This is a genomic window from Enterococcus mediterraneensis (genome assembly GCF_900604485.1).
Classification (GTDB): Bacteria; Bacillota; Bacilli; order Lactobacillales; family Enterococcaceae; genus Enterococcus_C; species Enterococcus_C mediterraneensis.
This window is the reverse complement of sequence record NZ_UWOP01000001.1, coordinates 924,045-948,343: the sequence shown is the minus strand read 5'-3', so window position 1 is coordinate 948,343 and position 24,299 is coordinate 924,045. Positions and strand designations below refer to the sequence as shown.

General features: G+C 42.0%; 35 protein-coding genes, 1 tRNA gene and 2 pseudogenes. All 38 read left to right on the top strand.

What is annotated here, in order from left to right; all coding sequences use genetic code 11:
* Positions 1-7: 7 nt before the first annotated feature.
* The 38 genes and pseudogenes from EFB00_RS04545 (at position 8) to EFB00_RS04365 (ending at position 24,288) form a co-directional block, all read left to right on the top strand.
* A complete protein-coding gene (locus EFB00_RS04545) occupies positions 8-751 on the top strand; it encodes an HNH endonuclease (RefSeq protein WP_122645726.1) in 744 nt (247 codons plus the stop codon).
* Positions 741-1,664 carry a hypothetical protein gene (locus EFB00_RS13605; protein WP_241153405.1) on the top strand — a complete coding sequence of 308 codons (924 nt, stop codon included), beginning with the start codon at positions 741-743 and terminating at the stop codon, positions 1,662-1,664. The genes EFB00_RS04545 and EFB00_RS13605 overlap by 11 nt, the downstream gene beginning before the upstream one ends.
* Before the next feature lie 2 nt (positions 1,665-1,666).
* Complete coding sequence (ssb, locus tag EFB00_RS04535; protein ID WP_122645725.1) at positions 1,667-2,128, top strand: single-stranded DNA-binding protein; 462 nt, start codon at positions 1,667-1,669, stop codon at positions 2,126-2,128.
* Positions 2,129-2,170: 42 nt separating this feature from the next.
* A complete protein-coding gene (locus EFB00_RS04530) occupies positions 2,171-2,545 on the top strand; it encodes a hypothetical protein (RefSeq protein ID WP_122645724.1) in 375 nt (124 codons plus the stop codon).
* A 5-nt stretch (positions 2,546-2,550) separates the two neighbouring features.
* On the top strand, positions 2,551-3,495 hold the full coding sequence (locus EFB00_RS04525; RefSeq protein ID WP_122645723.1) for a site-specific integrase: 945 nt from the start codon (positions 2,551-2,553) through the stop codon (positions 3,493-3,495).
* 170 nt (positions 3,496-3,665) lie between these two features.
* Positions 3,666-4,199 carry an N-6 DNA methylase gene (locus EFB00_RS04520; protein WP_164709425.1) on the top strand — a complete coding sequence of 178 codons (534 nt, stop codon included), beginning with the start codon at positions 3,666-3,668 and terminating at the stop codon, positions 4,197-4,199.
* A complete protein-coding gene (locus EFB00_RS04515; RefSeq protein ID WP_122645721.1) occupies positions 4,171-4,713 on the top strand; it encodes a hypothetical protein in 543 nt (180 codons plus the stop codon). Before EFB00_RS04520 ends, EFB00_RS04515 begins: the two co-directional genes overlap by 29 nt.
* A 1-nt stretch (position 4,714) precedes the next feature.
* A complete protein-coding gene (locus EFB00_RS04510) occupies positions 4,715-5,428 on the top strand; it encodes an N-6 DNA methylase (RefSeq protein ID WP_241153404.1) in 714 nt (237 codons plus the stop codon).
* A gap of 35 nt (positions 5,429-5,463) precedes the next feature.
* Positions 5,464-6,288 (top strand): DNA-methyltransferase, encoded by an 825-nt coding sequence (locus tag EFB00_RS04505; RefSeq protein WP_122645720.1) that lies wholly within the window; start codon positions 5,464-5,466, stop codon positions 6,286-6,288.
* A gap of 37 nt (positions 6,289-6,325) precedes the next feature.
* Positions 6,326-6,886, top strand: a complete 561-nt coding sequence (locus tag EFB00_RS04500; RefSeq protein ID WP_122645719.1) for a 3'-5' exoribonuclease domain-containing protein — start codon at positions 6,326-6,328, stop codon at positions 6,884-6,886.
* Positions 6,887-6,995: 109 nt separating this feature from the next.
* On the top strand, positions 6,996-7,526 hold the full coding sequence (locus EFB00_RS04495) for a DUF1642 domain-containing protein (RefSeq protein WP_122645718.1): 531 nt from the start codon (positions 6,996-6,998) through the stop codon (positions 7,524-7,526).
* Positions 7,523-7,726, top strand: a complete 204-nt coding sequence (locus EFB00_RS04490; protein WP_122645717.1) for a hypothetical protein — start codon at positions 7,523-7,525, stop codon at positions 7,724-7,726. The genes EFB00_RS04495 and EFB00_RS04490 overlap by 4 nt, the downstream gene beginning before the upstream one ends.
* 151 nt (positions 7,727-7,877) lie before the next feature.
* Positions 7,878-8,213 carry a hypothetical protein gene (locus EFB00_RS04485; protein ID WP_122645716.1) on the top strand — a complete coding sequence of 112 codons (336 nt, stop codon included), beginning with the start codon at positions 7,878-7,880 and terminating at the stop codon, positions 8,211-8,213.
* Positions 8,210-8,467 (top strand): hypothetical protein, encoded by a 258-nt coding sequence (locus tag EFB00_RS04480; RefSeq protein ID WP_241153403.1) that lies wholly within the window; start codon positions 8,210-8,212, stop codon positions 8,465-8,467. Before EFB00_RS04485 ends, EFB00_RS04480 begins: the two co-directional genes overlap by 4 nt.
* Positions 8,467-8,670: a hypothetical protein gene (locus EFB00_RS04475; protein WP_122645714.1), complete on the top strand. Its 204-nt coding sequence runs from the start codon at positions 8,467-8,469 to the stop codon at positions 8,668-8,670. The genes EFB00_RS04480 and EFB00_RS04475 overlap by 1 nt, the downstream gene beginning before the upstream one ends.
* A gap of 52 nt (positions 8,671-8,722) precedes the next feature.
* Positions 8,723-8,941, top strand: a complete 219-nt coding sequence (locus EFB00_RS04470; protein WP_122645713.1) for a hypothetical protein — start codon at positions 8,723-8,725, stop codon at positions 8,939-8,941.
* Positions 8,938-9,126 (top strand): hypothetical protein, encoded by a 189-nt coding sequence (locus tag EFB00_RS04465; protein ID WP_122645712.1) that lies wholly within the window; start codon positions 8,938-8,940, stop codon positions 9,124-9,126. Before EFB00_RS04470 ends, EFB00_RS04465 begins: the two co-directional genes overlap by 4 nt.
* Complete coding sequence (locus tag EFB00_RS13410; protein ID WP_164709424.1) at positions 9,127-9,300, top strand: hypothetical protein; 174 nt, start codon at positions 9,127-9,129, stop codon at positions 9,298-9,300.
* Positions 9,301-9,564: 264 nt separating this feature from the next.
* Positions 9,565-9,969: a hypothetical protein gene (locus tag EFB00_RS04455; protein ID WP_241153402.1), complete on the top strand. Its 405-nt coding sequence runs from the start codon at positions 9,565-9,567 to the stop codon at positions 9,967-9,969.
* Between the two features lie 331 nt (positions 9,970-10,300).
* Positions 10,301-10,372: transfer RNA gene (locus EFB00_RS04450), tRNA-Lys, on the top strand.
* Between the two features lie 88 nt (positions 10,373-10,460).
* The gene (locus EFB00_RS04445; RefSeq protein WP_122645710.1) at positions 10,461-10,667 is read left to right on the top strand and encodes a hypothetical protein; all 207 of its coding nucleotides are present in this window, start codon (positions 10,461-10,463) and stop codon (positions 10,665-10,667) included.
* A 45-nt stretch (positions 10,668-10,712) separates the two neighbouring features.
* Positions 10,713-11,177, top strand: a pseudogene (locus tag EFB00_RS13775) (HNH endonuclease); the annotation flags it as partial.
* Positions 11,178-11,315: 138 nt separating this feature from the next.
* Positions 11,316-11,504, top strand: a pseudogene (locus EFB00_RS13770) (HNH endonuclease); the annotation flags it as partial.
* Complete coding sequence (terL, locus tag EFB00_RS04435) at positions 11,497-12,915, top strand: phage terminase large subunit (protein ID WP_164709423.1); 1,419 nt, start codon at positions 11,497-11,499, stop codon at positions 12,913-12,915. The pseudogene EFB00_RS13770 and the gene terL, both read left to right, overlap by 8 nt.
* A 14-nt stretch (positions 12,916-12,929) precedes the next feature.
* Positions 12,930-14,459, top strand: coding sequence for a phage portal protein (locus tag EFB00_RS04430; protein ID WP_420889749.1), 1,530 nt, complete (start codon positions 12,930-12,932; stop codon positions 14,457-14,459).
* Positions 14,428-14,799 carry a hypothetical protein gene (locus tag EFB00_RS13600; protein ID WP_241153401.1) on the top strand — a complete coding sequence of 124 codons (372 nt, stop codon included), beginning with the start codon at positions 14,428-14,430 and terminating at the stop codon, positions 14,797-14,799. The genes EFB00_RS04430 and EFB00_RS13600 overlap by 32 nt, the downstream gene beginning before the upstream one ends.
* A 4-nt stretch (positions 14,800-14,803) precedes the next feature.
* On the top strand, positions 14,804-15,772 hold the full coding sequence (locus EFB00_RS04420; protein WP_122645707.1) for a minor capsid protein: 969 nt from the start codon (positions 14,804-14,806) through the stop codon (positions 15,770-15,772).
* 2 nt (positions 15,773-15,774) lie between these two features.
* Entirely contained in the window at positions 15,775-15,981 is a 207-nt protein-coding gene (locus EFB00_RS04415) for a hypothetical protein (RefSeq protein WP_122645706.1), read from the top strand.
* Positions 15,982-16,085: 104 nt separating this feature from the next.
* Positions 16,086-16,721 (top strand): DUF4355 domain-containing protein, encoded by a 636-nt coding sequence (locus EFB00_RS04410; protein WP_122645705.1) that lies wholly within the window; start codon positions 16,086-16,088, stop codon positions 16,719-16,721.
* Positions 16,722-16,732: 11 nt separating this feature from the next.
* A complete protein-coding gene (locus EFB00_RS04405; protein ID WP_122645704.1) occupies positions 16,733-17,692 on the top strand; it encodes a phage capsid protein in 960 nt (319 codons plus the stop codon).
* Between the two features lie 15 nt (positions 17,693-17,707).
* Positions 17,708-18,058 (top strand): phage head-tail connector protein, encoded by a 351-nt coding sequence (locus EFB00_RS04400; RefSeq protein WP_122645703.1) that lies wholly within the window; start codon positions 17,708-17,710, stop codon positions 18,056-18,058.
* The gene (locus tag EFB00_RS04395) at positions 18,058-18,339 is read left to right on the top strand and encodes a hypothetical protein (protein WP_122645702.1); all 282 of its coding nucleotides are present in this window, start codon (positions 18,058-18,060) and stop codon (positions 18,337-18,339) included. The genes EFB00_RS04400 and EFB00_RS04395 overlap by 1 nt, the downstream gene beginning before the upstream one ends.
* Complete coding sequence (locus EFB00_RS04390) at positions 18,336-18,680, top strand: HK97-gp10 family putative phage morphogenesis protein (RefSeq protein WP_122645701.1); 345 nt, start codon at positions 18,336-18,338, stop codon at positions 18,678-18,680. Before EFB00_RS04395 ends, EFB00_RS04390 begins: the two co-directional genes overlap by 4 nt.
* Entirely contained in the window at positions 18,680-19,036 is a 357-nt protein-coding gene (locus EFB00_RS04385) for a hypothetical protein (RefSeq protein WP_122645700.1), read from the top strand. Before EFB00_RS04390 ends, EFB00_RS04385 begins: the two co-directional genes overlap by 1 nt.
* Positions 19,037-19,048: 12 nt before the next feature.
* Positions 19,049-19,636 carry a phage major tail protein, TP901-1 family gene (locus EFB00_RS04380; RefSeq protein WP_122645699.1) on the top strand — a complete coding sequence of 196 codons (588 nt, stop codon included), beginning with the start codon at positions 19,049-19,051 and terminating at the stop codon, positions 19,634-19,636.
* A 50-nt stretch (positions 19,637-19,686) separates the two neighbouring features.
* Positions 19,687-20,181 carry a tail assembly chaperone gene (locus EFB00_RS04375; RefSeq protein WP_122645698.1) on the top strand — a complete coding sequence of 165 codons (495 nt, stop codon included), beginning with the start codon at positions 19,687-19,689 and terminating at the stop codon, positions 20,179-20,181.
* Between the two features lie 11 nt (positions 20,182-20,192).
* Positions 20,193-20,468: a hypothetical protein gene (locus tag EFB00_RS04370; RefSeq protein WP_241153399.1), complete on the top strand. Its 276-nt coding sequence runs from the start codon at positions 20,193-20,195 to the stop codon at positions 20,466-20,468.
* A 4-nt stretch (positions 20,469-20,472) separates the two neighbouring features.
* Complete coding sequence (locus EFB00_RS04365; protein ID WP_241153398.1) at positions 20,473-24,288, top strand: phage tail protein; 3,816 nt, start codon at positions 20,473-20,475, stop codon at positions 24,286-24,288.
* The last annotated feature ends 11 nt before the right edge of the window (positions 24,289-24,299 follow it).

The window sequence follows — 24,299 nt, the reverse complement described above, 5'->3', positions numbered from 1 at the left end:
AGATAGTATGTCGAATCGCAAAGGTATAGGAAAAAAATTACGTTTTGAAATATTTAAAAGGGACTCCTTTAAATGCCAATACTGTGGGAAGTCAGCGCCGGATGTGATTTTAGAAGTCGATCATATCGTTCCTGTCTCTAAAGGTGGAGACAACGACAGTAGCAACTTGATTACTTCCTGTCGAGACTGTAACAGAGGGAAAACCAACATCGAATTATCAGATGATTCAGCTCTTGCTAAGCAAAAGCAACAACTAGAAGAGCTGAACGAAAGAAGAATACAGCTTGAGATGATGATCGATTGGCGGCAGAGCCTTAAAAAGATGGATGATGATGTGATCGATGTCTTGGCAGAAGAATTCGAAGAGGTCACAGGGTATGAGGTTAGCGAAACTGGGAAAAAATCGATAAAAAAATGGCTGAAACAATACTCTTACATTGAGCTATCAGAAGCTATTGATAAATCTGCTTTGAGTTACGAGGACGCCAGCCAAGCATTCAGCAAAATTCCGAGTGTGGCTTACTGGTCTAAAAATCCACAGGATGAGTTGATGAAAGAACTTTACTACATCCGCGGCATTATGAGAAACAGATTTAATTATGTTGACGATAGACTAGCGATTGTCGCTTTGAAAAACGCTTGTCAATCAAGCGATGATATAGACGAATTGAGAGAGATTGCGTTAAACGCAAGTAACTGGACGAGTTGGAAAAGGATGATGGAAGAAAGGGGATTTTCAGTTGAGTATTAAAAGAATTGTCGACACTCAGTTTTGGGAAGATGGGAAGGTGATTGACAAGTTTTCTGTCGAAGACAAATTCTTCATGTTGTATCTCATGACTAATCCTCACACGACACAACTAGGGATATACAAACTTCCTAAGCGATTGATCAGCTTTGAAACTGGATATACGGTTGAGGTTGTAGCGGTGTTATTGCAACGATTCCAAGATAAATATAAGAACATCGTCTATAACGACGACACGCAAGAAATAGCTGTTCTTAATTCCTTAAAATACAGCGTTGTAAAAGGGGGGAAGCCTGTTATTGATCTGTTGGAAAAGGAACTTACGAAAATAGACGATACAGAATTGATAATTCGTGCTTACAACCATCTTACTGGTTTTTGGAATAAGTCAATTCGAGATTTTGACCAAACGATAAAATCCGCTTTTGAAAAAGAGATGGCAAAAAGAAAAGTAGCAAAAGAAAAACTTAATGATAATGAAAATGATAATGAGAATGATAATGAGGAATCGTACCACGATTCGTATAACGATTCGTACCACGATTCGTCAAAGCCTTCGAAAAAATCTCAGGCTAAACCCGTCCGTCACAAATACGGCGAATATCAAAACGTCCTTTTTACAGATCAAGACCTTGAAAAACTCAAAACAGAGTTTCCAAGTGATTGGCAAGAACGGATCGAACGGCTATCGGCATACATGGCATCAACAGGCAAGACTTACAAGAATCACCTAGCAACGATCCGGAACTGGGCTAGGAAAGATAAGACACAGCCTAAGCCGCAGCAGAACTACGGGCAGCCGGTGAAGAGAGAAACACTTCCGGATTGGGAAGCACAGAAGGCAAATTTCAAAAGCGATCCTGAACGGAAAGCTTACATCGATCAGATGATGAACGAATATTTCAAGGAGGAATAGCGATGATTAATCAAGTAGTTTTAGTTGGGCGATTAACAAAAGATCCTGATTTACGGTATACAGCAAGTGGTGCGGCAACAGCAAGTTTTACGCTTGCTGTGAACCGCAATTTCACTAACCAAAGCGGAGAACGTGAAGCGGACTTCATCAACTGTGTGATTTGGCGCAAGGCGGCTGAAAATCTAGCCAATTACGCGAAGAAGGGTTCGCTGGTCGGTGTCACAGGACGTATCCAAACACGTTCTTATGAGAATCAACAGGGGCAGCGTGTGTATGTGACTGAGGTTGTAGTCGAATCGTTTAGCCTGCTAGAAAGCAAGCGTGAGGGTTCGAATAGCCAAACGTCAGGGCGTTCGCAGGGTGCAGAGGGGAATTATTCCCGTAGCAGTCAAAGTAGTTACAGCGCAACGTCAGACCCGTTTTCAGGCGCAGTCGATATTGATGAATCAAATTTGCCGTTTTAGGGATAAATGTACTAAGGCAAGACAAGAGGGGGACAGTATAACATGCTTAAAATCTATTACAACAACAAATCAGCCATCGTCGCTGACGAAAAAAATCGCACGTTCCGGCATGCAAGCTTAGAGGAAGCACGTCTTTTAAAAGGACACAGCAGCTATCGTGCGGAACTGCATTATGTGGAAGAGTATTTTCTAAATATTGGGTATCGGGAACCAGGGAAAGAAAAGGATCTCTTAGAAATATTCTGGTCCAATGTGGACTGGCATCGAAAAAATAAAGAAATGACATGGACTGAGCTGATTAGCGGGAATACGTCACTGGCGAAAAATAAAAAGCTGAATGCAACGTTAAAGACCGTACAGGAGATCGCGAAGGTACTGGATATCGATGATTATGCGATTTTGTTTGAAGAGGTGTAGGGGCTATGACAAAAAAGAAAGAAATTTTATTTTGCGATTATTTCGAAAACTGGATTGAAACATATAAAGTCGGCGCTATTGCAGATGTCACGTTGAAAAAATATTACATGACCGCAAAGCAGCTAAGAAGTATCTGCCCTAAACTATTCATGTCGGATTTTGACAGAAACGAGTATCAGAAAATTATCAATGAGTATGCCAAGACACACGAGAAACAAACGGTTACTGATTTTCACCATCAAATCAAAGGTTGTATCGTGGACGCGTTTCATGATGGGATCCTGGCGAAAGATCCTACTTATCGGGCGGTGATTAAAGGCAGAGAGCCTAGAGAAAAACGACCAAAATTTCTGCAAAAAGAAGAGCTGACAAAACTGCTCCACTCGCTGGATCTCACACACGGAATCAATCGAGATTGGTTTATCTTGCTGCTGGCAAAAACAGGTATGCGATTTGCCGAATGTTTGGCTATCACGCCGGCTGATTTTGATTGGACCACTAACCATTTAACTATCGATAAGACGTGGGATTACAAACGGACGACCGGCGGGTTTAAGAAAACCAAAACGGAAAGTAGCGTACGAAAAATCGCAATTGATTGGCAGATTGTGGGGCAGTTTAAGCCACTTTTGAATGGGTTACCACCAAATGAGCCAATCTTCGTCGAAAAACTAGAAAACGGGCAATATAAGCGGCAATATAATTCCACTTATGTCAATTACATGGTGACGAAGTGTAAGACGCTAGGAATTCCGCAAATAGGGCTACATGCCCTACGCCACACACATGCTAGTGTCTTACTAGCCGAAGGCGTGTCTATTCAAACGATTTCTTCCCGATTGGGGCATGCGGATGTGGGAGTGACACAAGAGACTTATGCGCATGTTTTAGACGAGCTGAAGAAAAAAGACGATCAAAAAATGATGAGTGTGTTGATGCAGATAGCTTAAAGAAAAAGTTTGAGCCTTCAGCCAAATCCATGAAAAGAAGGGAGGGACGGGATACTGGTATTGAAATGCCGAGCGAAAGTTTAGTCCGGAAGCTAAATATTTTGCCATGACGCATCCTTAAAAAATAATTCATGGATTTAGTTGAAGGCTCAAATGGAAAGGAAAAAAGAATGCTGACTACAGAAAAAATAAATGAACTTCTCGAAATTAACGAGTCGTATGAAGCGCCACATAAAATGTTGATGCTGCTAATGGACGATGAAACGAGAGACAAGCTTTTCTTGAGCTTTTTAGAAAACGAATCAGATCTGTCTTATGAATGGTTCCAGCATTATTTTGAAGCAGAACACGCCGACAGAAAAGTGAAAAAACAAGATTTTACACCAAATTCAGTTAGTAAATTGTCAGCGTTGCTTGTCGGGAAAGCTGATAAATATTTTGAAGCGACTGCCGGTACAGGTGGAATGATGATCCAATTTTGGAATGAAAATCCGGCCGCTTTTTTCGAAGCCGAAGAATTATCCGATCGCGCGATTCCATTTTTGCTCTTTAATATGGCAATAAGAAATATGGATGGAATCGTGCGGCATATGGATAGTCTGAGTGGCGATCTAAAAGCAACTTATTTTCTAAATTCCACGAGTAACCGCTTTAGCATGATCAGAGGTGAACTATATGAAAGGACGAACATGGACGGAAGATGAAATCGATTATCTTATTTCCTTCAGCCAAGATCCAAGCGGAGAAACGACAAAAGATGTAGCAAAGTATTTAGGACGATCTCATGCAGCTGTTAAAGTGAAACTATCCAAATTAAGGAAAGCTTATCCATATGTTAACTATTTGGAAAAACGGTTTTCGGATAGGGACGTAGAAATAATCAAAAATTCTCTTCGCAACGGTATGACTCAAAAAGAAATTGGCAAAGTCTTAGGTGTGGATGAAATTAGCGTTAGAAATAAAGTCAAACATTTGGGGCTGAATAAGACGATTACTCATCCAGATACATTAAAAGAGTTAGACGGAGAAATCAGAAGGTTGGCATCATTGGGGTATACGCGGCAAGAGATTGCGGATCGCTTGAAACTAAAATATGTGACAATTAAATATTTCGTACGTTCAAGAAAAATCCTTTGCGAAAATGCAATGAGACAAACAAGCAACGCTCAAAAAGAAGCCCATCAAAAATTTATGAATTTTGCAACAAGGAGGTATTAGCTTGAATTCTATTATTATGAATCCGCCATTTTCAGCAAGTTGGAATCAGAAAATGGATGAAAGGTTTGAGAACTATGGGTTAGCTCCTAAAACCAAAGCGGATTATGCGTTTTTACTACATGGATACTCAAAATTAGAAGATGGAAGCACGATGGCTATTGTCTTACCACACGGAGTGCTTTTCAGGGGAGCGGCAGAAGGAAAAATCCGGAAAAAGTTACTCGAAGAAGGAGCGATTAAAGCGATTGTTGGGCTTCCTGCAAATATCTTTTTCGGAACCCAAATTCCAACTGTTCTGATTGTTCTTGAAAAAGGAAGGCAGGATAAATCGGTACTTTTCATTGATGCTTCAAACGATTTTACAAAAGGGAAAAACCAAAATGTTTTAGAGGCTAATCATATTGATAAGATATTAGATGTTTATCATCAATGGAGAGATATAGAAAAATATGCTCATGTGGCAACAGCTGATGAAATTGCTGAGAATGATTTCAATTTGAATATTCCAAGATATGTCGATACTTTTGAAGAAGAAGAACCGATCGACATCGTGAAATTAAGCGCTGAAATACTCGAAATTGATCGGCAAATTGAAGAGAACGAAAACAATTTTCTAATGATGTTGGATGAACTGACGGGGGATGAAGCAGTCATCGATGCTACGAAATCTATATTTACTAGCAAGCGATGTGGACAACTAGATTTGTTCCGCTAACGGAAGATATTATGGAATAGGAAGAAGGAGCAAGAATGGCAAGTAAAAAAATAAAGTGCGAATTATACAACGATAATTTCCAAAATCGGAAAAAATATAATGTACCACGGGCACAATTAGTAATCGCTGATATTCCGTACAATTTAGGAAATAACGCTTTTGCAAGCAATCCAAGCTGGTACGTGGGTGGAGATAATAAAAAGGGTGAGTCAAAAAAGGCTGGCAAACAATTTTTCCCAAGTGACAAAAATTTTAATTTAGTTGAGTATATGCACTTTTGTAGCAAACTGTTAAAGCCAGAACCAAAAGAACGCGGCAAAGCGCCGGCAATGATTATGTTTTGCTCGTTTGAACAAATGGCGCCATTGATTGAAGTAGCTAAGCGATACGGATTTAAAAATAGTTATCCTTTGTTTTTTATCAAAAAGACAAGCGCCCAGGCGTTAAAAGCAAATATGCGAATTGTAGGGGCGACGGAACACGCAATTGTTTTTTACAGAGATAAACTGCCTAAATTTAACAATGCATGGCAGCAGGAAGAAACTGGTAAAAAGATGATTTTGAATTGGTTTGAGTGGTCGAGAGATAATGCAAAAGAGATCCCAAAAATTCATCCGACGCAAAAGCCGGTGAACGTCTTGGAAAAACTAATTAAGACTTTCACAGATCCGGGAGACGTGGTGATTGATCCTTGCGCGGGTAGTGGTTCAACATTGTTAGCAGCAAAGTTGAACGGCCGGCATTCTTACGGGTTTGAAATCTATAGACCCTTTTACCTTGATGCGATTGAAAAAATGCTACCACTTGGAGACGAACAAGTGCAGCAAATTGATCTATTGGATTGCGCAGAGGTCCGCTAACGGAAGATTTAAAAAACTAAAGAGAAGAGGAAAATCAATGAAAGTATTTTTTGATACAGAATTTACGGGGCTACATCAGGATACAACGTTAGTCAGCATTGGTTTAGTAGCTGAGAACGGTGAGACGTTCTACGCAGAGTTAACGGATTATGATGGAAAACAGTTAGATAGTTGGTTACAAAAGAATGTGATCAATAATCTTTACTTAGCAGATATTATTCGAGGTATTGGGAGTAAATGGAACCCCACTACCAAAGAAACCGTTGTACGAGGAGATCAACAATTTGTAGCACAAGGCTTGAGAGAATGGTTTAAAGAGCTAGGTGGTTGGGTAAATCCAAATCCTCCAGTCGAAATATGGTCAGATTGTTTAGCGTATGATTGGGTCTTGTTTAATGATTTGTTTGGTGGTGCTTTTAGCATTCCAGAAAATGTTTATTATATTCCATTTGATATTTGCACCTTATTTAAAATGAAGAACATTGATCCAGATATCTCACGAGAAGACTTTATTGATGAAGAAGTTACTGGCGTTAAACATAATGCCCTTCATGATGCCAAAGTTATCAAAGCGTGTTATGAAAAATTAGTCCACTAAACACCAAATTAATCGATTGACTGACCGACATTTCTGGCGGTTAGTTGCCAATAAACATTGATGTATCAATGATAATATTCGCGTGACATTCGCGTGACAGGAGGAGCTTATGAAGAAACAGGAGCTATTGAAGATTTTAGAAGAATGGAAAGAATTTAGAAAAAATAAAAATCATGAATTGCAATACTATCAATTAGCCGAAGTGATTCAACTAGTTGAGAAATTAGACGAACCGCAGAAGGTCAAATTGCCAAAAGCGGCTGAACCGTGGTTAAAACACGCGCAATATTCAACTGATGTAATTGATCTGTTCTCAGCAGTCGAATACGCAACGGATTCTGACGGATTTATCAGCGAAAATTGGCAATGGTCTGGTGATTTCTACGACTGGCTATCTGAGGATGCTGACACGCTTTATCTGTTGTGCGATGCGCTTAGATACGGCTACGAGATCGAGAAAGAGCCACGATGGGTTGTTAAAGATAATGATGGTGAGTATGTTTATGATTTGCACCTTTACACTGTAGATAAAACTGCGCATAGTAGCAACTGCTCTGGATTTGACGCTTTACTTTTTACCGACAAATCCAAAGCCGAAGCAGTAGCGTTATTAGTCGATGGGAGTGTGGAGGAAGTATGAAATACTACGTTTTGAAAGAAAAACTGGGATATGTGGATGGATTTAATATTAATGACGGTCTGTCAATCAAACTATTTCTTACACCGGATATCATCTCTCCCAAAAAAGAACTGCTGACTTTGATAGCAGATATGTGGAATGGCTATTCTACGCGCACGGTTCACGTGGTTGAAGTAATGATCGAGGAGGTAGCAGAATGAATGATTTTACATTATTTCTAGTATTGGTCATAATCTTTTTTCCTGATAGTGCTATTTACGATAAAAATAAAGTGTGCCGTTTTAAGTGTACTGGAGTCCTTTACGGAATAGTGCGATTTTTTTATTGGATTATGTCGGAGGAGGAATGAATGTGAGTGAAGAAGCAGTAAAGATATTAAAGGATTTTTTGGAAAATCCCGACGATTATTTTTCAAAAAAATATCCGCATGTACCGCTAGCATTTTACGGGAGCATTAAGCTAGCGATAAAGGCGATAGAACAGCCAATACTCAACATAGATCAGCAAATCGTGTTGAATTGGCTGAAGGAAGAATACAAAAGAAACACACGGACATCTCCGTTTGGAACGGTATATGGTGTTGTACGTGAACACGAACACGTGATTAGATCTCGGCTTTCCAAAGTAGAGCAAGCCCAAGTTTTACAGGTGTTCTCAGCTTGGGCTTTGGAACAGGAGGAAGAATGATGATCCTCGAATATACTAAAAAACTTTCCGGTTGCACAAAGCAAGAACTCATCTTGTTATTGCAAGGCGAAGTTGAAAATCGGCAGAAGCTAGTAAAGCTATTAGACAAAGCATACGAGGACTGCGAGAACGATGCCGAAGACGCGGCATATCCGCATTATCAGTCTCAGTACAAGCAAGGTTATCTACGTGGGATAGAAACTGCTGAAAATATTGTCCGGAACTTTTACAAGCTGGAACAGGAGGAAGAGTGATGATAAAATTCAAGGAATTTTTAGCACCATCTATTGATGCTCAGATAACTGATTTTTTTAAAGATCAGGCAGAAAAAAATCCAGATGACGTTTTTGAATATTTAGATTTAGTGGCTATTAACAATGACCGAATAATGTTGATCTATCGTCAAACAAACAAAAGTGTATATCAGTTTCAGTCTTTAGTAAAAAGTGTGCAGTAATTCCGCAATCGTCAGCGATAGCAAACAATCCTGAGCTATTGGAGGGAAGGTAATGAGAATAGTTTTCCACCTCTTTGATTTAAAAGACAATTCATTTAAAAAATTTTATTTCCGTGGGTGGGATGGTCGAAAGCCAATATTTTGCAAAAGCAGAAAATATGCTAAAGAATACTGGACGAAAAATATGGCAAATGAAGATATTGAAAAATTAAAGAGAGCAGAATCGCCGAGGGCTAGAACGCTCGCCGTAAGATTGGAGGCATCCGAATGAACAACCGGCACAGACGAATAGCAAGGCTACAAGCACAAGAAGACGCTAGAATCCTCGAATGGGGTGCGCTTCAGGCATTAAAAAAGCAATACCCTGATGTGAAAGCACAGACGTTCGCAGAGGCGATAAAGATCGTGCCTGCTGAGGAATTGGCGGTTAATAATGATTGGTGGGAGGACGAGTGAATGAGTAAGAGAATAATACTAGAGGTGCCCGACGAAACAAAGGGAGGCACGATAACTATTTTGGTAGAACAAACTAACAGAAGTTTGTCGCTAAAAACCTGCGGGATTGAGACAAAGGATATTTTCGATGGCAGTGTGATAAAGGTTGATATCGAAGAGGTAAATCATGAATGATAGACACAGGAGAGTGGCACGACTTAAAGCGCAATATATCCATCAGAAACGGCGGAAGTTAATTATAGCCTATAAAACGATGGCCGAACCATTTGAGAAGGCTATGAAAGTAGTCAATGAATCAATAAGTCGAATCCAAAGAAAATAGGGAGGACGAGCATGGAAGAAATACAGTACATGAAACTAACAGATGAAGACCTAGATCGTTTGGCAGATCGTGTGTGTTCAAGACTAGTAAGTTTGCAACGGAACGAGTTTAAGAAAATGCGAGAGTATACGTTCCACAATACGCGATTATTACTAAGCAATTATAGAAAGCTCAGTGCTCATGTAAAGAATGTGGAAGAACAACTCGAAGAAGACAAAGAAACATTCTGGGATCATCGCTATCTCACTCTTAGCTCCCTTATGCAGAATAAAGCGAAAACAGTCAAGATCATGCGAAACGTTGATAAAGCTTTAGCTGAGTACAAGCAAGAGTGTGCTGACAACGGAAGTATCAATTATAGCATTCTTGATCTCAAGTATTTGGCAAAGCGTAGTATGAGCGATGAGTTAATCGCCAATCGCTTTAATATCGATCGAACTACCGTCAATCGGAAGACGAAGGAAGCAATCAATGAATTGTCTCCAATACTCTACGGAGTCGGCGCATTGGATATAAAGTAGCTTGCACAAAACGTGCACAAAACGCGCACCATCGTGCAACAGTTGCCATGTTAGAATGATAAAGTAGATTAAACCAGCAAGCAGACAACCAACCATGACATGACAGATTTCTCCTTTATTAAACAAGCGTGTCTGGCTTGCTGGTTTGTCACTGTGGCGGAAAGGATAAACGCTAAGTCCTAGTTGGGAAGGCGAGTGCACTTGCTAAGGAGTGAAACTCAACATGCAAGGTTCGATTCCTTGCCAGTGACGTAGGTAGGATATTTGTTCGCACAAAGCTAGTGTGATACGCATCCTGCCTAATGCATGCTAGGAGGTAGCTCCTCCGAGTTGACGTGTAGCTCAGTTGGTAGAGCGGTAGACTTTTAATCTACAGGCGCAGGTTCGATCCCTGCCACGTCAGTTAGAAACAATCTTAGGATTGGCTGTATTAAGTAGCGTGCTGCTGAAACAGTTTAAGGATTTAGATCACCTGCGAAAGGAGCAGAACCATGTACATTGAAGAAGACGAATTAAATGAATTGCGAGCTATCGAAGGAATACACCGAGATGATGTTGCGATGATTATTGACACTAGCGAAGACTACGATGATTTAGTCAATGAATTAAGATCTTATTTTAAAATAGATGAAAAGTATTATAAAGAAAAAGCTTTTTGGGAATCCGTTGTTAAAAGGGCAATGGATAAAGAGGACTAAGATCACTCGTTGAGTGGTCTTTTTATTTTGTTTGGAGGTGAGGTCATGGCGAAGTACACAGAATGGTTAACCGAAGAAGGATTAATTAGAATTGAAGGTTGGGCACGTGATGGCCTTGCCGATAAACAGATTGCTGAAAATATCGGAGTAGCCTATTCGACGTTTCGAGAGTGGGTAAAAAAGTTTCCGGCACTTTCGGCATCCTTAAAAAAGAGTAAAGAAGTGGCTGATCGTCAAGTTGAAAATGCTTTGTTTAAACGAGCCACAGGTTTCACTTATGTTGAAGTAACCAAAGAAAGAATTGTTGATACCGGTCAAAAGAAGCGGCATGATGGCGAATCCGAATTGACCCAGGAAGAGTGGGAAGTAGCACAAGCGTATTTTAAATTTCACTGTGCCTACTGTGGCCAAGAAGATGAAATGACTAAAGACCATTTAGATCCATTAAAAAACCACGGAAAATTAACTGCAAGTAATGTAGTTCCAGCGTGTAGATCTTGTAATTCAAGCAAGAAGGACCATCAGTGGCTTGCTTGGTTTCAGCAACAGGATTTCTATGATAGGGACCGAGCTCAGAAGATTACCGAATACATCAATTTTGTTTTGAGCTTGCCCAAGAAAAAGAATGACGGCTTGGGAAGATTGGTAGTGACTAAAGAAGTGATTAAACAGGTTGCTCCGGATACAGGCGCAGCTGCTTTCTGGCTGAAAAACCGTAAACCGGATGTCTGGCGTGACAAAAAAGAAACAGAACTATCTGGATCTATGGCAATTAGTAACCCATATGCCGGGCTAACCGAGGAAGAATTGAGAAAGCTGGCAGCACGTGATGGATAAAATAGCCGTGGGCGCTAAATTGGAATTGTCACGCCGTTTCTTTTGGGACTACTGTCAAACCACAGCGTCTTCTTTTTACAAATCTAACCGCATATTTTTAAAAGACCTCTGCTACGAATTGCAGGGGTTTTTGTCTGATGATGATCACGATGTATTAATCATCAACGAGCCACCGCGTCATGGTAAGTCACGAACCGTTGGAAAGTTTGTTGAATGGGTCCTCGGCAATGACCAATCAAAAAAAATTATGACCGGTTCCTATAATGAAACGCTATCGACTACTTTTTCCAAAGGCGTTCGAAATGCTATTCAAGAAATTAAAGCAGACGAAGAACGCATCGTCTTTAGCGACATCTTTCCTGACGTGACTATTAAACAAGGTGATGGAGCTATGAACCTATGGAGTTTGACGAATGGTTACAACAACTATTTGGCTACGTCTCCAACGGGTACCGCCACAGGTTTTGGTGCAGATATCATCATCATTGATGACTTGATCAAAAATGCAGATGAAGCCAACAATGCTATGGTTCTTGAAAAACATTGGGATTGGTTTATCAATACAATGCTTTCAAGGCTAGAAACTGGCGGAAAAATCATCATCATTATGACGCGCTGGCATAGCAATGATTTAGCCGGAAGAGCGCTAAAAGAATTGCCGCTATCTGACTATCGTATAAAACATGTCAATATGCCGGCATACGATGAAAAAACAGACACGATGCTTTGTGAAGAGATCCTTTCGAAAAAAGAATATCAACGGAAAACGAAAACGATGGGCGCTGATATCGCAGCGGCTAACTATCAGCAAACGCCAATCGATATCAAAGGGCGACTGTATCAAAAGTTCTTGACTTACGATACATTGCCGGACAACATCATCAAGATATGGAATTACACCGACACCGCAGATAAGGGTGCCGATTATTTTGCGTCTCCGGTTTTTGTTGAAACGTCCGATCATCAAGCATATGTGATCGATGTCCTATATACCAAAGAGCCAATGGAAGTGACAGAAAATGCGCATGCTTCTATGATTGTCCGAAATAAAGTCAATCATGTCCGAATAGAGGGAAATAATGGTGGGCGTGGTTTCCGTCGCAATTCTGAAAGGCGGACAAAAGAGCTTGGATACTTTGGGGCATACTTTGAGGATTTTCATCAATCAGACAACAAGCAATCACGCATCTTATCAAACAGCGCTTGGGTGGAAAACAATGTTTACTACCCTTCCGATTGGGCTACAAGATGGCCGGAGTTTTATCTGGCGATGGTGGCGTATCAACGAGAGGGAAAAAACGCTCATGATGATGCACCGGATGCTATCACTGGCATAGCGGAAACAATCCAAATGCAAAATCCACAGAATTTAAAAGAGCGAATGGACGCAGCCAAGTTCTACTTTGGCTAGAAGGGAAGATTGAAGTGAGAAAAAATACAACATTTTTGCGTAACCACAGGTATCACAAAAACGCAAACAGCGTCTTCCGTATGGCGCAGGAGGACTTTGACAACGCAGAATTCGAAAGTAAAGCATGGATTCACCAGTTGCAAAAATTTGTTAACAGACATAAAAGCTGGCAACTGCCGCGCTTGAAAGAACTGAAACGGTACTATCTGGCGGATAACAACATCAAATATCGTCCGGCAAAGACCGACGAGTTTGCAGCGGATAATCGCATCGCAAGTGATTTTGCACGGTACATCACCATCTTTGAGCAAGGGTACATGTTGGGGAAACCCGTCCAATATAAAAACGAAACGTTGCAAGATGAAATCGAGGAATTTAATCGGCGAAACAACGAAGCGTACCACAACGCATTGATCAAAACAGACCTCTCAATCTATGGTCGAGCTTATGAGCTGCTGACGGTCAATCTTGATGCAAGCAAGAAAGCTTTTGTGAAACTCGTAAAGTTAAATCCGGAACAGACTTTCGTCGTTTACGATGACACAACAGATAATAATTCGCTGTTTGGGGTGTATCACTACTCTATCGACTACGGCGACAGCATCCGAAAAGATTTTATCAATATGTACACCAGAGATGCGGTTTACACCTACGTCAATGACAGTCGAGACAAAGAGGGGATGCACTTCGATGATTTTGACGATCATGCGCTTAATGGTGTCCCAATCAACGAATACTCGAACAACGAAGAGCGTACAGGAGCATACGAGCCTGTCCTCGATTCCATCGATGCCTATGATCTATCGCAGTCTGAGCTTGCTAACTATCAGCAAGATACCATGGACGCGATTTTGTTAGTGGTGGGTAATCCATACACAGGTACAGCGCCAAATGATTTGGACGAGGAAGGGAACGTGGTGCCGAACTCTCGTCTTGGCGTGGCGTTGGCATTTAAACGGGCGCGGCTAATGTTTCTAGATGACAATCCAAATCCGAACGGTGCTAAACCTGACGCGAAGTATTTGATCAAAGAATATGACACAGAGGGCGTAGAAACGTACAAGAAACGGTTGGTCAATGATATACTGCGATTTACCTTTACGCCTGACACGCTCGACAGCAACTTTAGCGGCACGCAGTCTGGCGAGAGCATGAAATACAAATTGATGGCCGCAGACAATCGTCGAGTGATGCAGCAACGGCTTTTCGAAAAAGGTCTGATGCGACGCTTGCGGTTAGCAGTCAATATCTGGCGTATCAAAGGCAATGATTCTGTTGCTTACGATTCCATCAACGAAACGAATGTCGTATTTACGCCGAACACGCCGAAGTCTGATGCTGAGATCGTCGATTTAGCTCAAGCGCTAATCGGTCAAATCAGTGATCAAACCATCGTAGAGATCCTATCGACAGTGACAGGGATTGATCCTGAGCAAGAAATGGAACGGATGAAAGCGGAAATGGGAGAAACTCCTGAACCGCGTAGGCCGATAGAAAGTGAGATGGAAACGAATGAAGGCACGAAAGAAACCAGTGATCGTTGATGTAGTATTGGCGGATGATTGGAAGAAAGTTAAATCTTTTGTAGGAGAGTCCTTCTTACATGACCCTTTAACAGACTCCTATGGAATCAAAACTCTTGAAGGAGTGATGAGAATCTCTCCAGGAGATTATATCATCAAGGGAGTAGAAGGAGAGTTTTATTCATGCAAACCGGATATTTTCCATAAAACTTATGACATCCTGAAAGAAGTAGATTTGTCCATTGATCCTCTAATCGGAAGTAAACAAGCGGCGGAACAAAGTCTGCAAGAAGCTGCCCAGTGGATATCAGAACTGGAAGACATCACTCCGTTTAACAGGCTACTCAACTTAGGGAGCTGATTAAATGGCAAAGAGTAATCAGCAATACTGGAAAGATCGTATGGACGAGATCCTCGCTTATGTGGATCAATCGGACATCAATTTTTTTGACGAGTTGCAAAGCATCTATCAAGAATTCTATCGCGAAACCAACAAAGAGCTGTTTGCTTTTTATGCTAAATACGCAAAGGATAATAAGATAACTTTGCAAGAGACACAAAAACGGCTCATGCGGGAGGATTTGAGTGATTACAAGGCAACAGCTGAGCAATACTTCAAGCAGGCAGAGAAAGATCCTGAGTTGTTGAAGCGGCTCAATGCAATGTACACAGCCGCCAAAGCAACTCGACTAGAAGCGCTCAACTTCCATATCGAGTGGTTGATGGGTCGCTTAAATGGCAAGCTACAAATGTCCTTTAAAACATACTTGGAGCAAACGGCGAAATACGTCTGGAAAAAGGTTGTCTTTGGTAATTCACCATCAACGCTCAGTCCGCATATCCTGAAAGAGATCCTCGGCCGTCCATGGAACGGTATCAACTACTCGCAATCTTTGTGGGGCAACACTGATAAATTGGCTGAGGACTTGCGGAAAATCTTCTTGATGGGATTTAAAAAAGGGTTGGGTCCTGCGGAAATGGCGCGTCTGTTGCGAAAGAAATACAACGTGCAACGTGCGCAGGCAGAAACAATTATCCGTACTGATGGCACAAATGTCATCAATAATGCGACTGCTGAACGATACCGGCAAGCTGGACTAACGAAGTACCAGTTTTGGGCGCATATCGACAGCCGAACCACTGAAACCTGTAAAGATCTGCATCGAGATATTTTTCTGTTGGAAGATTATCAACCAGGACTGAACGCTCCGCCGATGCATTACGGTTGTCGGTCATCAATCGTACCAGACGATGAGGAGCTAGGCATGGAAGAGGATTTCCAAGGGAATACAAAACGCAAAAATGAAGAATACGCCAAGCGTAAGAGCAAGTGAGGGTGAAGCTAGTGAAAGTGTACAAAGTATCAGCAAAACACTGTTGGGGTCCTTGGAAAGACTTCCGCTTTATTTATGCCGGATCTAAAAAGCAGGCAATTTTAAGCGCGTTAGAAGAGATCGATATCCCAGAAGCCCAGAACGAGAAAATCTTAATCACTGTTAGCCAAGAAGGCACCATCAACGATCTAACGAAAAGAAAGCATTAGTCAATCCGGCTAAGGCTTTTTATTTTGTCCAAGCGTGATGACATTAAAAGCATCGGAAGTGTAAGCATTGATCCACTTAAAAAGCTATTGGAAGGAGAACCACCATGAAAAAATTGAATTTAATGAGTATGAGATTGCAGTTTTTCGCTACCGATACAGGTTCCGAGGGTGGCCAACAAGGAGCCAGTGATAACGGAGGACAGGACTCAACAGAATTGAATGTCGATTCGCTGACTGATGATCAGTTGGCAGCTATCAAAGAAAAGTTTGGATTGAAAGATGATGAGGATGTTAATTCTATCATCAAGTCCAAACATGCTAGATGGCAAAAAGAATTGGAGCAAGAGAAAAACGAAGCGGCCCGTTTAGCGAAACTTTCTGAATCAGAACGTCAGCAAGCGCTGATTGAAAAAGAGAAGGAAGACTTCGAAAAAGAAAAAGCGGAATTCCGGAAAGAACAGCTCTTTGTCGAAAAGGGCAAGCAATTGACAGCTCAAGGTATGCCTGCGGAGTTTGCTCATCGCATCGCCGGTGAAACAGCAGAAGAAATCTTGGATGATGTCAAAAACTTCCGCGCTGAATGGGATAAAGCCGTAGAAGCGAAAGTCAATGAGCGTCTTGCTTCGAAAACGAAAACACACGTCAACACTGGCGGTACGTTGACTAAAGCAGAAATCATGAAAATCAAAGATTCCGCAGAACGTCAACGTTTGATCGCGCAAAACAGAGACTTATTTTAGGAGGAACTAACATGAGAAACATGTCAAAAACTAACAAAGAAAACATGTTGAAGATGGATTTGCAGTATTTTGCTGCGGAAACAGATTTGACGACTATGGATGATCTAGGCGATATCAAGTCGATTGATTTTGTCAATCGCTTTGAAGCTGGAATCAAAGAATTATTGGAACTTTTAGGCGTTACACGTTTAGAAGCCTTGTCAACCGATATGAAGATCCAAATGTACAAATGGACCACAGCATTGAAAGATGGAGCAGTCGCTGAAGGGGAAGACATTCCTTTATCTAAAGTCACTCGTGCGAAAGACAAATCTTATCAAGTGACGTTTAACAAATGGCGTCGTGCGGTGTCTGCTGAATCGATTGCTCGCCATGGTGCATCAGTTGCAATTGACCAAGCGGATAATAAACTACTGCGTCAAGTACAGGGCGGCATCAAAACAAAATTTGTTGAATTTATGGGGACAAACCCTACTGCGATTGAAGCTGTTGGTTTGCAAAAAGCCTTAGCACAATCTTGGGGTAAATTAACCACATTCGAAGAATTTGACGGTGCTGAATTTGTTTCTTTCATCAATCCGATGGACGCTGCGACTTACTTAGGTGATACCAAGGTTCTTGCTGACGCAACAAACGTCTTTGGTATGACGTTGTTGAAAAACTTCTTGGGCGCGAACAACGTTGTAGTGTTGAACGCTATCCCTGAAGGCAAAGTTTATTCCACAGCTGTGGATAACATCGTATTAGCCTACTTGGATATGAAAGCATCTGATCTAGGAGATATCTTTGTGGACTTTGTGGATGAAACAGGATTTATCTCCGCTACTCGCGGACGTACTTTGCGTAATGCGACTTATGAATCTTTGTTCATGAATGCGATGGTATTGTTCCCAGAAATTCCAGCAGGCGTGGTTGAAGCGACGATCACAACGGAACCTGTAACGCCGCCAGACGAGGGCGCTGGTGCATAAGGAGGATGATGCTTGATGTTAGAAGAAATCAAGCTGTTTCTTGGGATTACTGACAATTTACAAGACGATTTGCTAGACTTGATCATCGAAGACAGCAAACAGCGTATCTTGTCAGTAATCAATCAATTTGCATCGAGAAATGGGACTGACAAAATCACAAGTATTCCTACTGATTTAGCATACATCCATCGCGATGTCGCAATCAAAAGATTTAACAAACGGAACAGCGAAGGAGCGTCCTCAGACAGTGAAGAAGGGCGCTCTTTTACGTGGGAGCCGTCTTATCTCGACGAATATCTTGCGATTTTTGATGAATACACACAACCAACTATTCGAGCAGGCAAAGGGATAACGAGGTGGGTATGATGAATTACTCTCAGCGTGTCACACTCGTCGAAAATATCACCAAGCCCGGCTACCTCGGAGAAGAGATTGCGGGAACGAAAAAAACGGTTGTGCCTTGTGCGATAGGATCTCTGACGAATAATGAACAGATCGGTATTTTCGGCAAATACAATCAAGCGGCTTTCAAACTCCATCTTCAAGGAATCCATAAAGATTTTGAGAGTATAGAGTTTGAAGGTATCGAACGCTCCATCTACTCAAAGAGATATCATCGCAATTCTACGGTGGTGGTCTTAACATGAGTAAAACAGTCAGAATCGTTGGGATGGATCAATTTATCAAAGAGGTCTATCGAAAGCAAAGCGGTATCGATCAAGCAGTTAGTCAAGAAATCGCACGTTCTGTGCTACGTGTAGAAAAGCGAGCGAAAACGTGGGCGCCTTGGGACACAGGCTGGTTAGCAAACAACATCTATTCGCAGATGACACATTTGTTGACTGGCGAAGTTGTTTCGCCGGTCGAGTATTCGATCTATGTCGAAGACGGTACGCGGTACATGATGGCTCAACCGTTTATGTATCCCGCATTGAAAACAGAATGGCCGATACTTCGAAAGAACTTACAAAAATTAATGGGGGGCTAATGATGTACTCTCCAAACACAGAATTTCTAAAGGGGGTTTTAGATAGTCTAGCGGCTACTAAAATCCCTGTTCATTTCAAATTGCCTGATGCAACGGTCAAAGAACCGTTTTTCGTTATCGGCAATCGCATCGATGATGATACTCCAAGCTCAAAGTTTGGAGCCGTCATTGACACGACATTGACGATAGATCTGTTCTATCCGATTGCAAGCCGCACTCAACTTGAAGAAGCGATTTTCCAAGCCAAAAAAGCATTAGGTCAACGCAGGAACATCACTTCTGATATCCGGATTGACGACAGCATCGGACGAGAGGTCTATCACGTCATTTTTAGAGTAACAGACTATATTTTTTAGGAGGAAACAAACATGGCAGAAGTATACAATGGAGTTACAAAACCAACCGGCAAGCCGATGTTGGCCAAACGAATTTGGTATTTTTTACAAAGCGTGGATGCGCCAGTAGGCTCACCAGCCTTGCTACCAGCGCACCAAACAGAAGGCGGCGTCAATTATGGCGGCGAAAACATCGATGAGCAAACAAAAATGGGTCGTGTCATCATTAAACAGACTGATGAACATACGATCTCTATCAGTCAATATTTCGTGCCTGGGGACGAATCAAACAAAGTCGTCATTGATGCCAAAAAGACTGGTAAATCAGTTAAAGTTTGGCGTGTTGAGGTAGATCCTGAATTGGCTGAAGAAGTCGCAGAACAAGATTATAAATTATATCCTGCACAATTTGGCTATGGCATGCCTGAAGAAGTCGATATTCCTGATGGCGATGAATTAGTAGAAGTATCTTACGATTTGAATATCATCGGATCTTTGCAAGATGGGAAATTCCCACTGACTGATGAAGATGTCGCAATGCTTGAAGCACTTTATGAATATCAAAACCCTGGTGAAACGACTGGCGACTATGACGCTATCAAAACGACACCAATTCCTTAAGACGCGATCTTTATCGCGTCTTTTTACTTTTTCAAGAATGGAGAGTTTATATGTCCTTTAAAATTACGGTCAAAGAAAAAGAAGAAAATATCAAATTTAACTATCGTCTGTATTTCAAGGCGAACAAAAAATTAGCAACGAAAGACAAAGAGGGAAATTCGCAAAACGATGGCGCAGGCGTTCTTTTTGTTCAAGTCTTGGAAAAAGACGATGATGCATTAGTCAACTTGATCCAGCTCGTCAGCAATAAGGCTACTGAAAATGATGCAGTAGATGCGATCGATCGCTATGTGGGAAATCTAGTCGCTGATGGACTTGACGAAGAAAAAGCGTATGAACGCATCTTCCAAGATCTGAAAGAAGAAATGCTTGCTTCTGGTTTTTTCGTGAGCAAGATCCGCAAGTATATCGCGATGTTGCAGAAAGCTCAGAAGGCACTGGAAACCCGCGGGGAAGACGAGAAATTTCAAGCGAAAGAATTGAAAGAGCTAGCAGATCGGATACAGAAAGAGATCTCATCGTCAACTGCGCAAGATACGGACTAACAGATATCGAAATGATCATGAGTTATTATCTGTGGGAGCTTGAAGCGGTTTTGGAAGGATTAGCCTTGCGTGAATTGGATAAACAGGAACAAAACGCAATCTTCGGCTTTAATCTACGCTACATCCTAAACGCGAAAAAACCGCAATTAAACAAAGTGATCAACAAGCAAAAAGCGGAAAACAAAATCAAAAAGAGATTCAACCGCACGCAGAAAAAACTCGTAAGGAGTAACAAGCGGTTAGAAAAAGCACTGAAAGCATTAGAACACTTCAAGAATAGGGGGTGACGGTTTGGCTGGAAATTTCACAGGGGCTGTTAAGGCTCTGGTCGGCGCGGATACATCGGATTACAAAAAAGCGATGTCGGATGTCGTCAACGCAACAACTAGTGCGATGAGCAAAGTGCAATCCTCGATGACGAATAGCACGAACAGCGTAGTCTCTCGTGTCGGCAACATCATGGGAAAACTCAACACGACTATCCCTAGCAAGCTATCTTCGCTTGGTGGCGTGATGACTGCTCCTTTTTCGAAAGCTGGCGGTGCAATTCAACGCGTGGTAGCTGGTATCGGCGAAAAAATTCCCCAACCCTTTAGGGCGGGATTTAGTAAAGTTAGCGGATTCGCTGTTGATGCGACATCAAAGACAACAAGTGCTTTGGGAAAAGTCGTTACTAAATCCACAGAATTAGGCACAGCTGTCGGTAGCAAACTGACCAGCGCGTTTAATAACGCTGGTTCGAAAGCTGCTAGTGCCTTGAACAACATCGGAAACGGATCTAACAAGGCTGTATCGGCAACTGAAGGTCTGATCAAAAAAGCGATTGGCTTGGGTGCTGCGTATGTAGTCGCTCAAAAAGGTATTTCTGCAGTCATGAACGGTGTCGGAGAGCTGATTGGCGATTTGAATCAAGGATCGGCGACTTGGAAGACTTTTAATGCCAACATGGAAAACATCGGCAAAGGGAAGAAAGAAATCGCGGCAGTACGTGATACGTTGCAAGACTTCGCAACGAAAACCATCTATTCCGCATCAGAAATGGCTACCACATACAGTCAGTTAGCCGCTGTTGGTATAAAAAATACTGATAAGTTAGTAATGGGTTTTGGTGGTCTAGCCGCTGCAGCAGAAAATCCGACGCAAGCTATGACAACATTGAGCCAACAAGCAACACAGATGGCTGCAAAGCCGATGGTGCAATGGCAAGACTTTAAGTTGATGCTTGAGCAAACGCCTGCTGGTATCGCGGCAGTTGCTAAAGAAATGGGTATGTCTACATCCGAGATGGTAACAGCAGTCCAAGACGGTAAGATCAAGACGGAAGACTTTTTCGACGCGATCACTAAAGTGGGCACGAACAAGACGTTCACGAAGATGGCGACCGAGTACAAGACGATGGGTCAAGCCATGGATGGGCTGAAAGAAACACTAACAAACAAGTTGCAACCATCTTTTGATAAGTTGTCTCAAGTCGGTATCGATGCGATCAGTAAAATCACTGATAAAATCGGTGATTTCAACATGGATAAAATCAATCATGCGATCGATAGTGTGATTCCTATTTTGGATCATTTCATTAATGGTACGAAGCTGTCAGGCGATTCGCTAAAAACGATGCAGAGTATTATTTCGGGCATGATGCCTATTTTAGCTGTATTCGGCAGTGCACTGACATTAAGTGCGGCGCTACCTGCTATCCGGACATTATCAACTGGATTTATGAATTTTTCAGGTATATTAAGCGGTCCAATCAGCTCAGCTTTCGGTCTTGTTTCTGGAAACGTCAGCGGTCTAATTAGTCTATTTCCTAAAATCGGTGGTGGACTTTCTACCGCATCGAGTGTCGGCATGGGCGCGTTGGGTGGTATGACTTCCGCAATGGCGGCAATCATGCAAGTAGCATTAGCCTCAGTGGGTCCTGCGGCAATTCTCGGTTTAGTTGTGGCTGGTCTAGGTTTGGTCAATCAAAAATTCGGAACACAGATCGATGAGTTGCTGAACATGGTCACAACTAAAGGACCGGAAGTGATTAGCAAGTTTGTTTCTGGTATCACGTCAAAAATTCCGGAATTAATTGCAAGCGGTACGGAGCTGATAGCAAAATTAGCGAATACGATTGCTACGATGCTGCCACTCATTGTGCAAGCTGGTGTCGATGTTATTGGATCGTTAGTAGGCGGGATTGCGAACAACTTGCCGTCGCTGATTAGTTCAGCATTGACAATCGTTACATCGATTCTTACTTCCATTGCAAGCGCATTACCGCAGCTGATCGTTATGGGAATGGATTTACTTTTGAGCTTAGTAAACGGGATCGTTTCGAACATTCCGCAGATCGTCAGCTCTGTTCAACAGATCTTGCAAGCGTTCGTAGGAAATATCACAGCAAATCTGCCGAATATCATTCAAACAGGTATTCAAATCCTGTTAAATTTGATCAATGGTATCTCTCAGCTGTTGCCTCAATTATTGCCAGTTGCTTTAAGTGCAATTTTGACGCTGATCCAAGGCTTGATGTCGAATATTCCAATGCTGCTTGATGGGGCGGTTCAAATCATCCAATCGTTGTGTAATTTTATCGTTCAAAACCTGCCAATGATCCTACAAGCGGCCGTTCAAATCCTGCAAGCGTTGGTAAACGGAATCGTTCAAAACTTGCCGAATATTATTTCAGCTGGGATTCAAATCATTATTTCGTTAGTGACATCGATTATTCAAATGTTGCCTTCTATTTTGTCCGCTGGTTGGGAAATCATCAAAACGCTGGCAAGCGGTATTTTAGAAGCGATCCCGAATGTCCTGAAAGGCGCTTGGGACGGCATCAAAAACGGATTTTCAACGCTTTGGGACACGATCACTGGCAAGACGAAGACTAAAGGAACTGAGGTCACGACTAGTACAGCGCAGACAACTAAACAGATGGCTACTGACTTTAATGCAGCAAACATCAACGTATCGAGTTCGATGACATCGTTGCAGCAAAGTGTGTCAACGTCTGCGAATACTGCGAAAAACAGTGCGGTAACAGCCGCTCAAACGGCGAATAAACAAACAAGTACAGACTACTCGAAAATGGCTAGCAATATCGGTCAGTCAGTCGGCAGTGTGAAAACGGACGTGTCGAAAAACATGTCTAGTGCGACAGCGATTGCTACGGATCAAGCTGGAAAAATGTACAAGGGTGTCACCAGCAATGCGTCAAATACCAATACGGGGTCGTCTAAAGAAATCTCGGCGATGGCGCGTAATGTCGGTTTGTCGATGAACAACATGGAACGGACTGCATCTTCAGCGATGAACAATGTCGTGAAAAACGTCAACACTGGCTTTTCGAATGTTTCGAAGGCAAGCAGTCAGTCGATGAACAACGTTACTCAAACGATGAGCAGCTCGATGAATAAATTGTCTTCAACGATGAGTAGCGGAATGAATAAAGTCGCAAATACGATCAAATCAAGCTTGAACAGCGTCTTGAATCAATTCAAGAATTTCTCAAACTCGTTGAGTAGTGCGGGATCAAATGCGATGAGTAAGTTCAATTCTGGTCTTTCTCGTGGAGCAAGTAGCGCATATAACATTGCGAACAACATCAAACAAAACGTGACAAACATCTTTAGCTATATTGCACCACGAGCCGAAACATCCGGTTGGAATACCGGTATTGGCTTTGGTAATGGGCTATCTAGCTCCGCAAGCTACGTATATTCAGTAGCGAATAGAATCGCAAGCAATGTGAGCAGGACGATTCAACGAGCGTTAGATATCCATTCGCCGTCGCGTGTAGCAGCGTGGATAGGGGAAATGTTCGGTAAAGGTCTCGGACTTGGATTGCAATCGATGTATGGCTATGTCGGAAGGCAAGCGCAAGGCTTTGCGGATATCATCCAAGGTAAGCAGTATGAGGCGCAAGCATTGCTAACTGCCGATACCACGTTTACCAATCGGAACCTAAGTACCGTTACTTACGAGATGGACGACGAAGTCCGAGATAGCGAACTGAGAGGAGAAACGATCGAAGTTCATAACGAGATTGTTGGCGACAAGATCTACACGTATGTAAAACGGAAAGAAGCACGCGAAAAGACCAATGATGAATATTTCAGATAGGAGGAAAGTAA

What these genes read in the sequence shown, in the direction of transcription:
- EFB00_RS04475 (WP_122645714.1), top strand. Translation starts at nt 8,467, where the DNA reads ATGATAAAATTCAAGGAATTTTTAGCACCATCTATTGATGCTCAGATA.
- EFB00_RS13410 (WP_164709424.1), top strand. Translation starts at nt 9,127, where the DNA reads ATGAGTAAGAGAATAATACTAGAGGTGCCCGACGAAACAAAGGGAGGC.
- EFB00_RS04465 (WP_122645712.1), top strand. Translation starts at nt 8,938, where the DNA reads ATGAACAACCGGCACAGACGAATAGCAAGGCTACAAGCACAAGAAGAC.
- EFB00_RS13600 (WP_241153401.1), top strand. Translation starts at nt 14,428, where the DNA reads ATGAAGGCACGAAAGAAACCAGTGATCGTTGATGTAGTATTGGCGGAT.
- EFB00_RS04520 (WP_164709425.1), top strand. Translation starts at nt 3,666, where the DNA reads ATGCTGACTACAGAAAAAATAAATGAACTTCTCGAAATTAACGAGTCG.
- EFB00_RS04500 (WP_122645719.1), top strand. Translation starts at nt 6,326, where the DNA reads ATGAAAGTATTTTTTGATACAGAATTTACGGGGCTACATCAGGATACA.
- EFB00_RS04490 (WP_122645717.1), top strand. Translation starts at nt 7,523, where the DNA reads ATGAAATACTACGTTTTGAAAGAAAAACTGGGATATGTGGATGGATTT.
- EFB00_RS04455 (WP_241153402.1), top strand. Translation starts at nt 9,565, where the DNA reads ATGCGAGAGTATACGTTCCACAATACGCGATTATTACTAAGCAATTAT.
- EFB00_RS04505 (WP_122645720.1), top strand. Translation starts at nt 5,464, where the DNA reads ATGGCAAGTAAAAAAATAAAGTGCGAATTATACAACGATAATTTCCAA.
- terL (WP_164709423.1), top strand. Translation starts at nt 11,497, where the DNA reads ATGGATAAAATAGCCGTGGGCGCTAAATTGGAATTGTCACGCCGTTTC.
- EFB00_RS04545 (WP_122645726.1), top strand. Translation starts at nt 8, where the DNA reads ATGTCGAATCGCAAAGGTATAGGAAAAAAATTACGTTTTGAAATATTT.
- ssb (WP_122645725.1), top strand. Translation starts at nt 1,667, where the DNA reads ATGATTAATCAAGTAGTTTTAGTTGGGCGATTAACAAAAGATCCTGAT.
- EFB00_RS04515 (WP_122645721.1), top strand. Translation starts at nt 4,171, where the DNA reads ATGAAAGGACGAACATGGACGGAAGATGAAATCGATTATCTTATTTCC.
- EFB00_RS04410 (WP_122645705.1), top strand. Translation starts at nt 16,086, where the DNA reads ATGAAAAAATTGAATTTAATGAGTATGAGATTGCAGTTTTTCGCTACC.
- EFB00_RS04525 (WP_122645723.1), top strand. Translation starts at nt 2,551, where the DNA reads ATGACAAAAAAGAAAGAAATTTTATTTTGCGATTATTTCGAAAACTGG.
- EFB00_RS04480 (WP_241153403.1), top strand. Translation starts at nt 8,210, where the DNA reads ATGATGATCCTCGAATATACTAAAAAACTTTCCGGTTGCACAAAGCAA.
- EFB00_RS04495 (WP_122645718.1), top strand. Translation starts at nt 6,996, where the DNA reads ATGAAGAAACAGGAGCTATTGAAGATTTTAGAAGAATGGAAAGAATTT.
- EFB00_RS04375 (WP_122645698.1), top strand. Translation starts at nt 19,687, where the DNA reads ATGTCCTTTAAAATTACGGTCAAAGAAAAAGAAGAAAATATCAAATTT.
- EFB00_RS04385 (WP_122645700.1), top strand. Translation starts at nt 18,680, where the DNA reads ATGATGTACTCTCCAAACACAGAATTTCTAAAGGGGGTTTTAGATAGT.
- EFB00_RS04470 (WP_122645713.1), top strand. Translation starts at nt 8,723, where the DNA reads ATGAGAATAGTTTTCCACCTCTTTGATTTAAAAGACAATTCATTTAAA.
- EFB00_RS04405 (WP_122645704.1), top strand. Translation starts at nt 16,733, where the DNA reads ATGAGAAACATGTCAAAAACTAACAAAGAAAACATGTTGAAGATGGAT.
- EFB00_RS04380 (WP_122645699.1), top strand. Translation starts at nt 19,049, where the DNA reads ATGGCAGAAGTATACAATGGAGTTACAAAACCAACCGGCAAGCCGATG.
- EFB00_RS04395 (WP_122645702.1), top strand. Translation starts at nt 18,058, where the DNA reads ATGAATTACTCTCAGCGTGTCACACTCGTCGAAAATATCACCAAGCCC.
- EFB00_RS04370 (WP_241153399.1), top strand. Translation starts at nt 20,193, where the DNA reads ATGATCATGAGTTATTATCTGTGGGAGCTTGAAGCGGTTTTGGAAGGA.
- EFB00_RS04420 (WP_122645707.1), top strand. Translation starts at nt 14,804, where the DNA reads ATGGCAAAGAGTAATCAGCAATACTGGAAAGATCGTATGGACGAGATC.
- EFB00_RS04530 (WP_122645724.1), top strand. Translation starts at nt 2,171, where the DNA reads ATGCTTAAAATCTATTACAACAACAAATCAGCCATCGTCGCTGACGAA.
- EFB00_RS04400 (WP_122645703.1), top strand. Translation starts at nt 17,708, where the DNA reads ATGTTAGAAGAAATCAAGCTGTTTCTTGGGATTACTGACAATTTACAA.
- EFB00_RS04390 (WP_122645701.1), top strand. Translation starts at nt 18,336, where the DNA reads ATGAGTAAAACAGTCAGAATCGTTGGGATGGATCAATTTATCAAAGAG.
- EFB00_RS04445 (WP_122645710.1), top strand. Translation starts at nt 10,461, where the DNA reads ATGTACATTGAAGAAGACGAATTAAATGAATTGCGAGCTATCGAAGGA.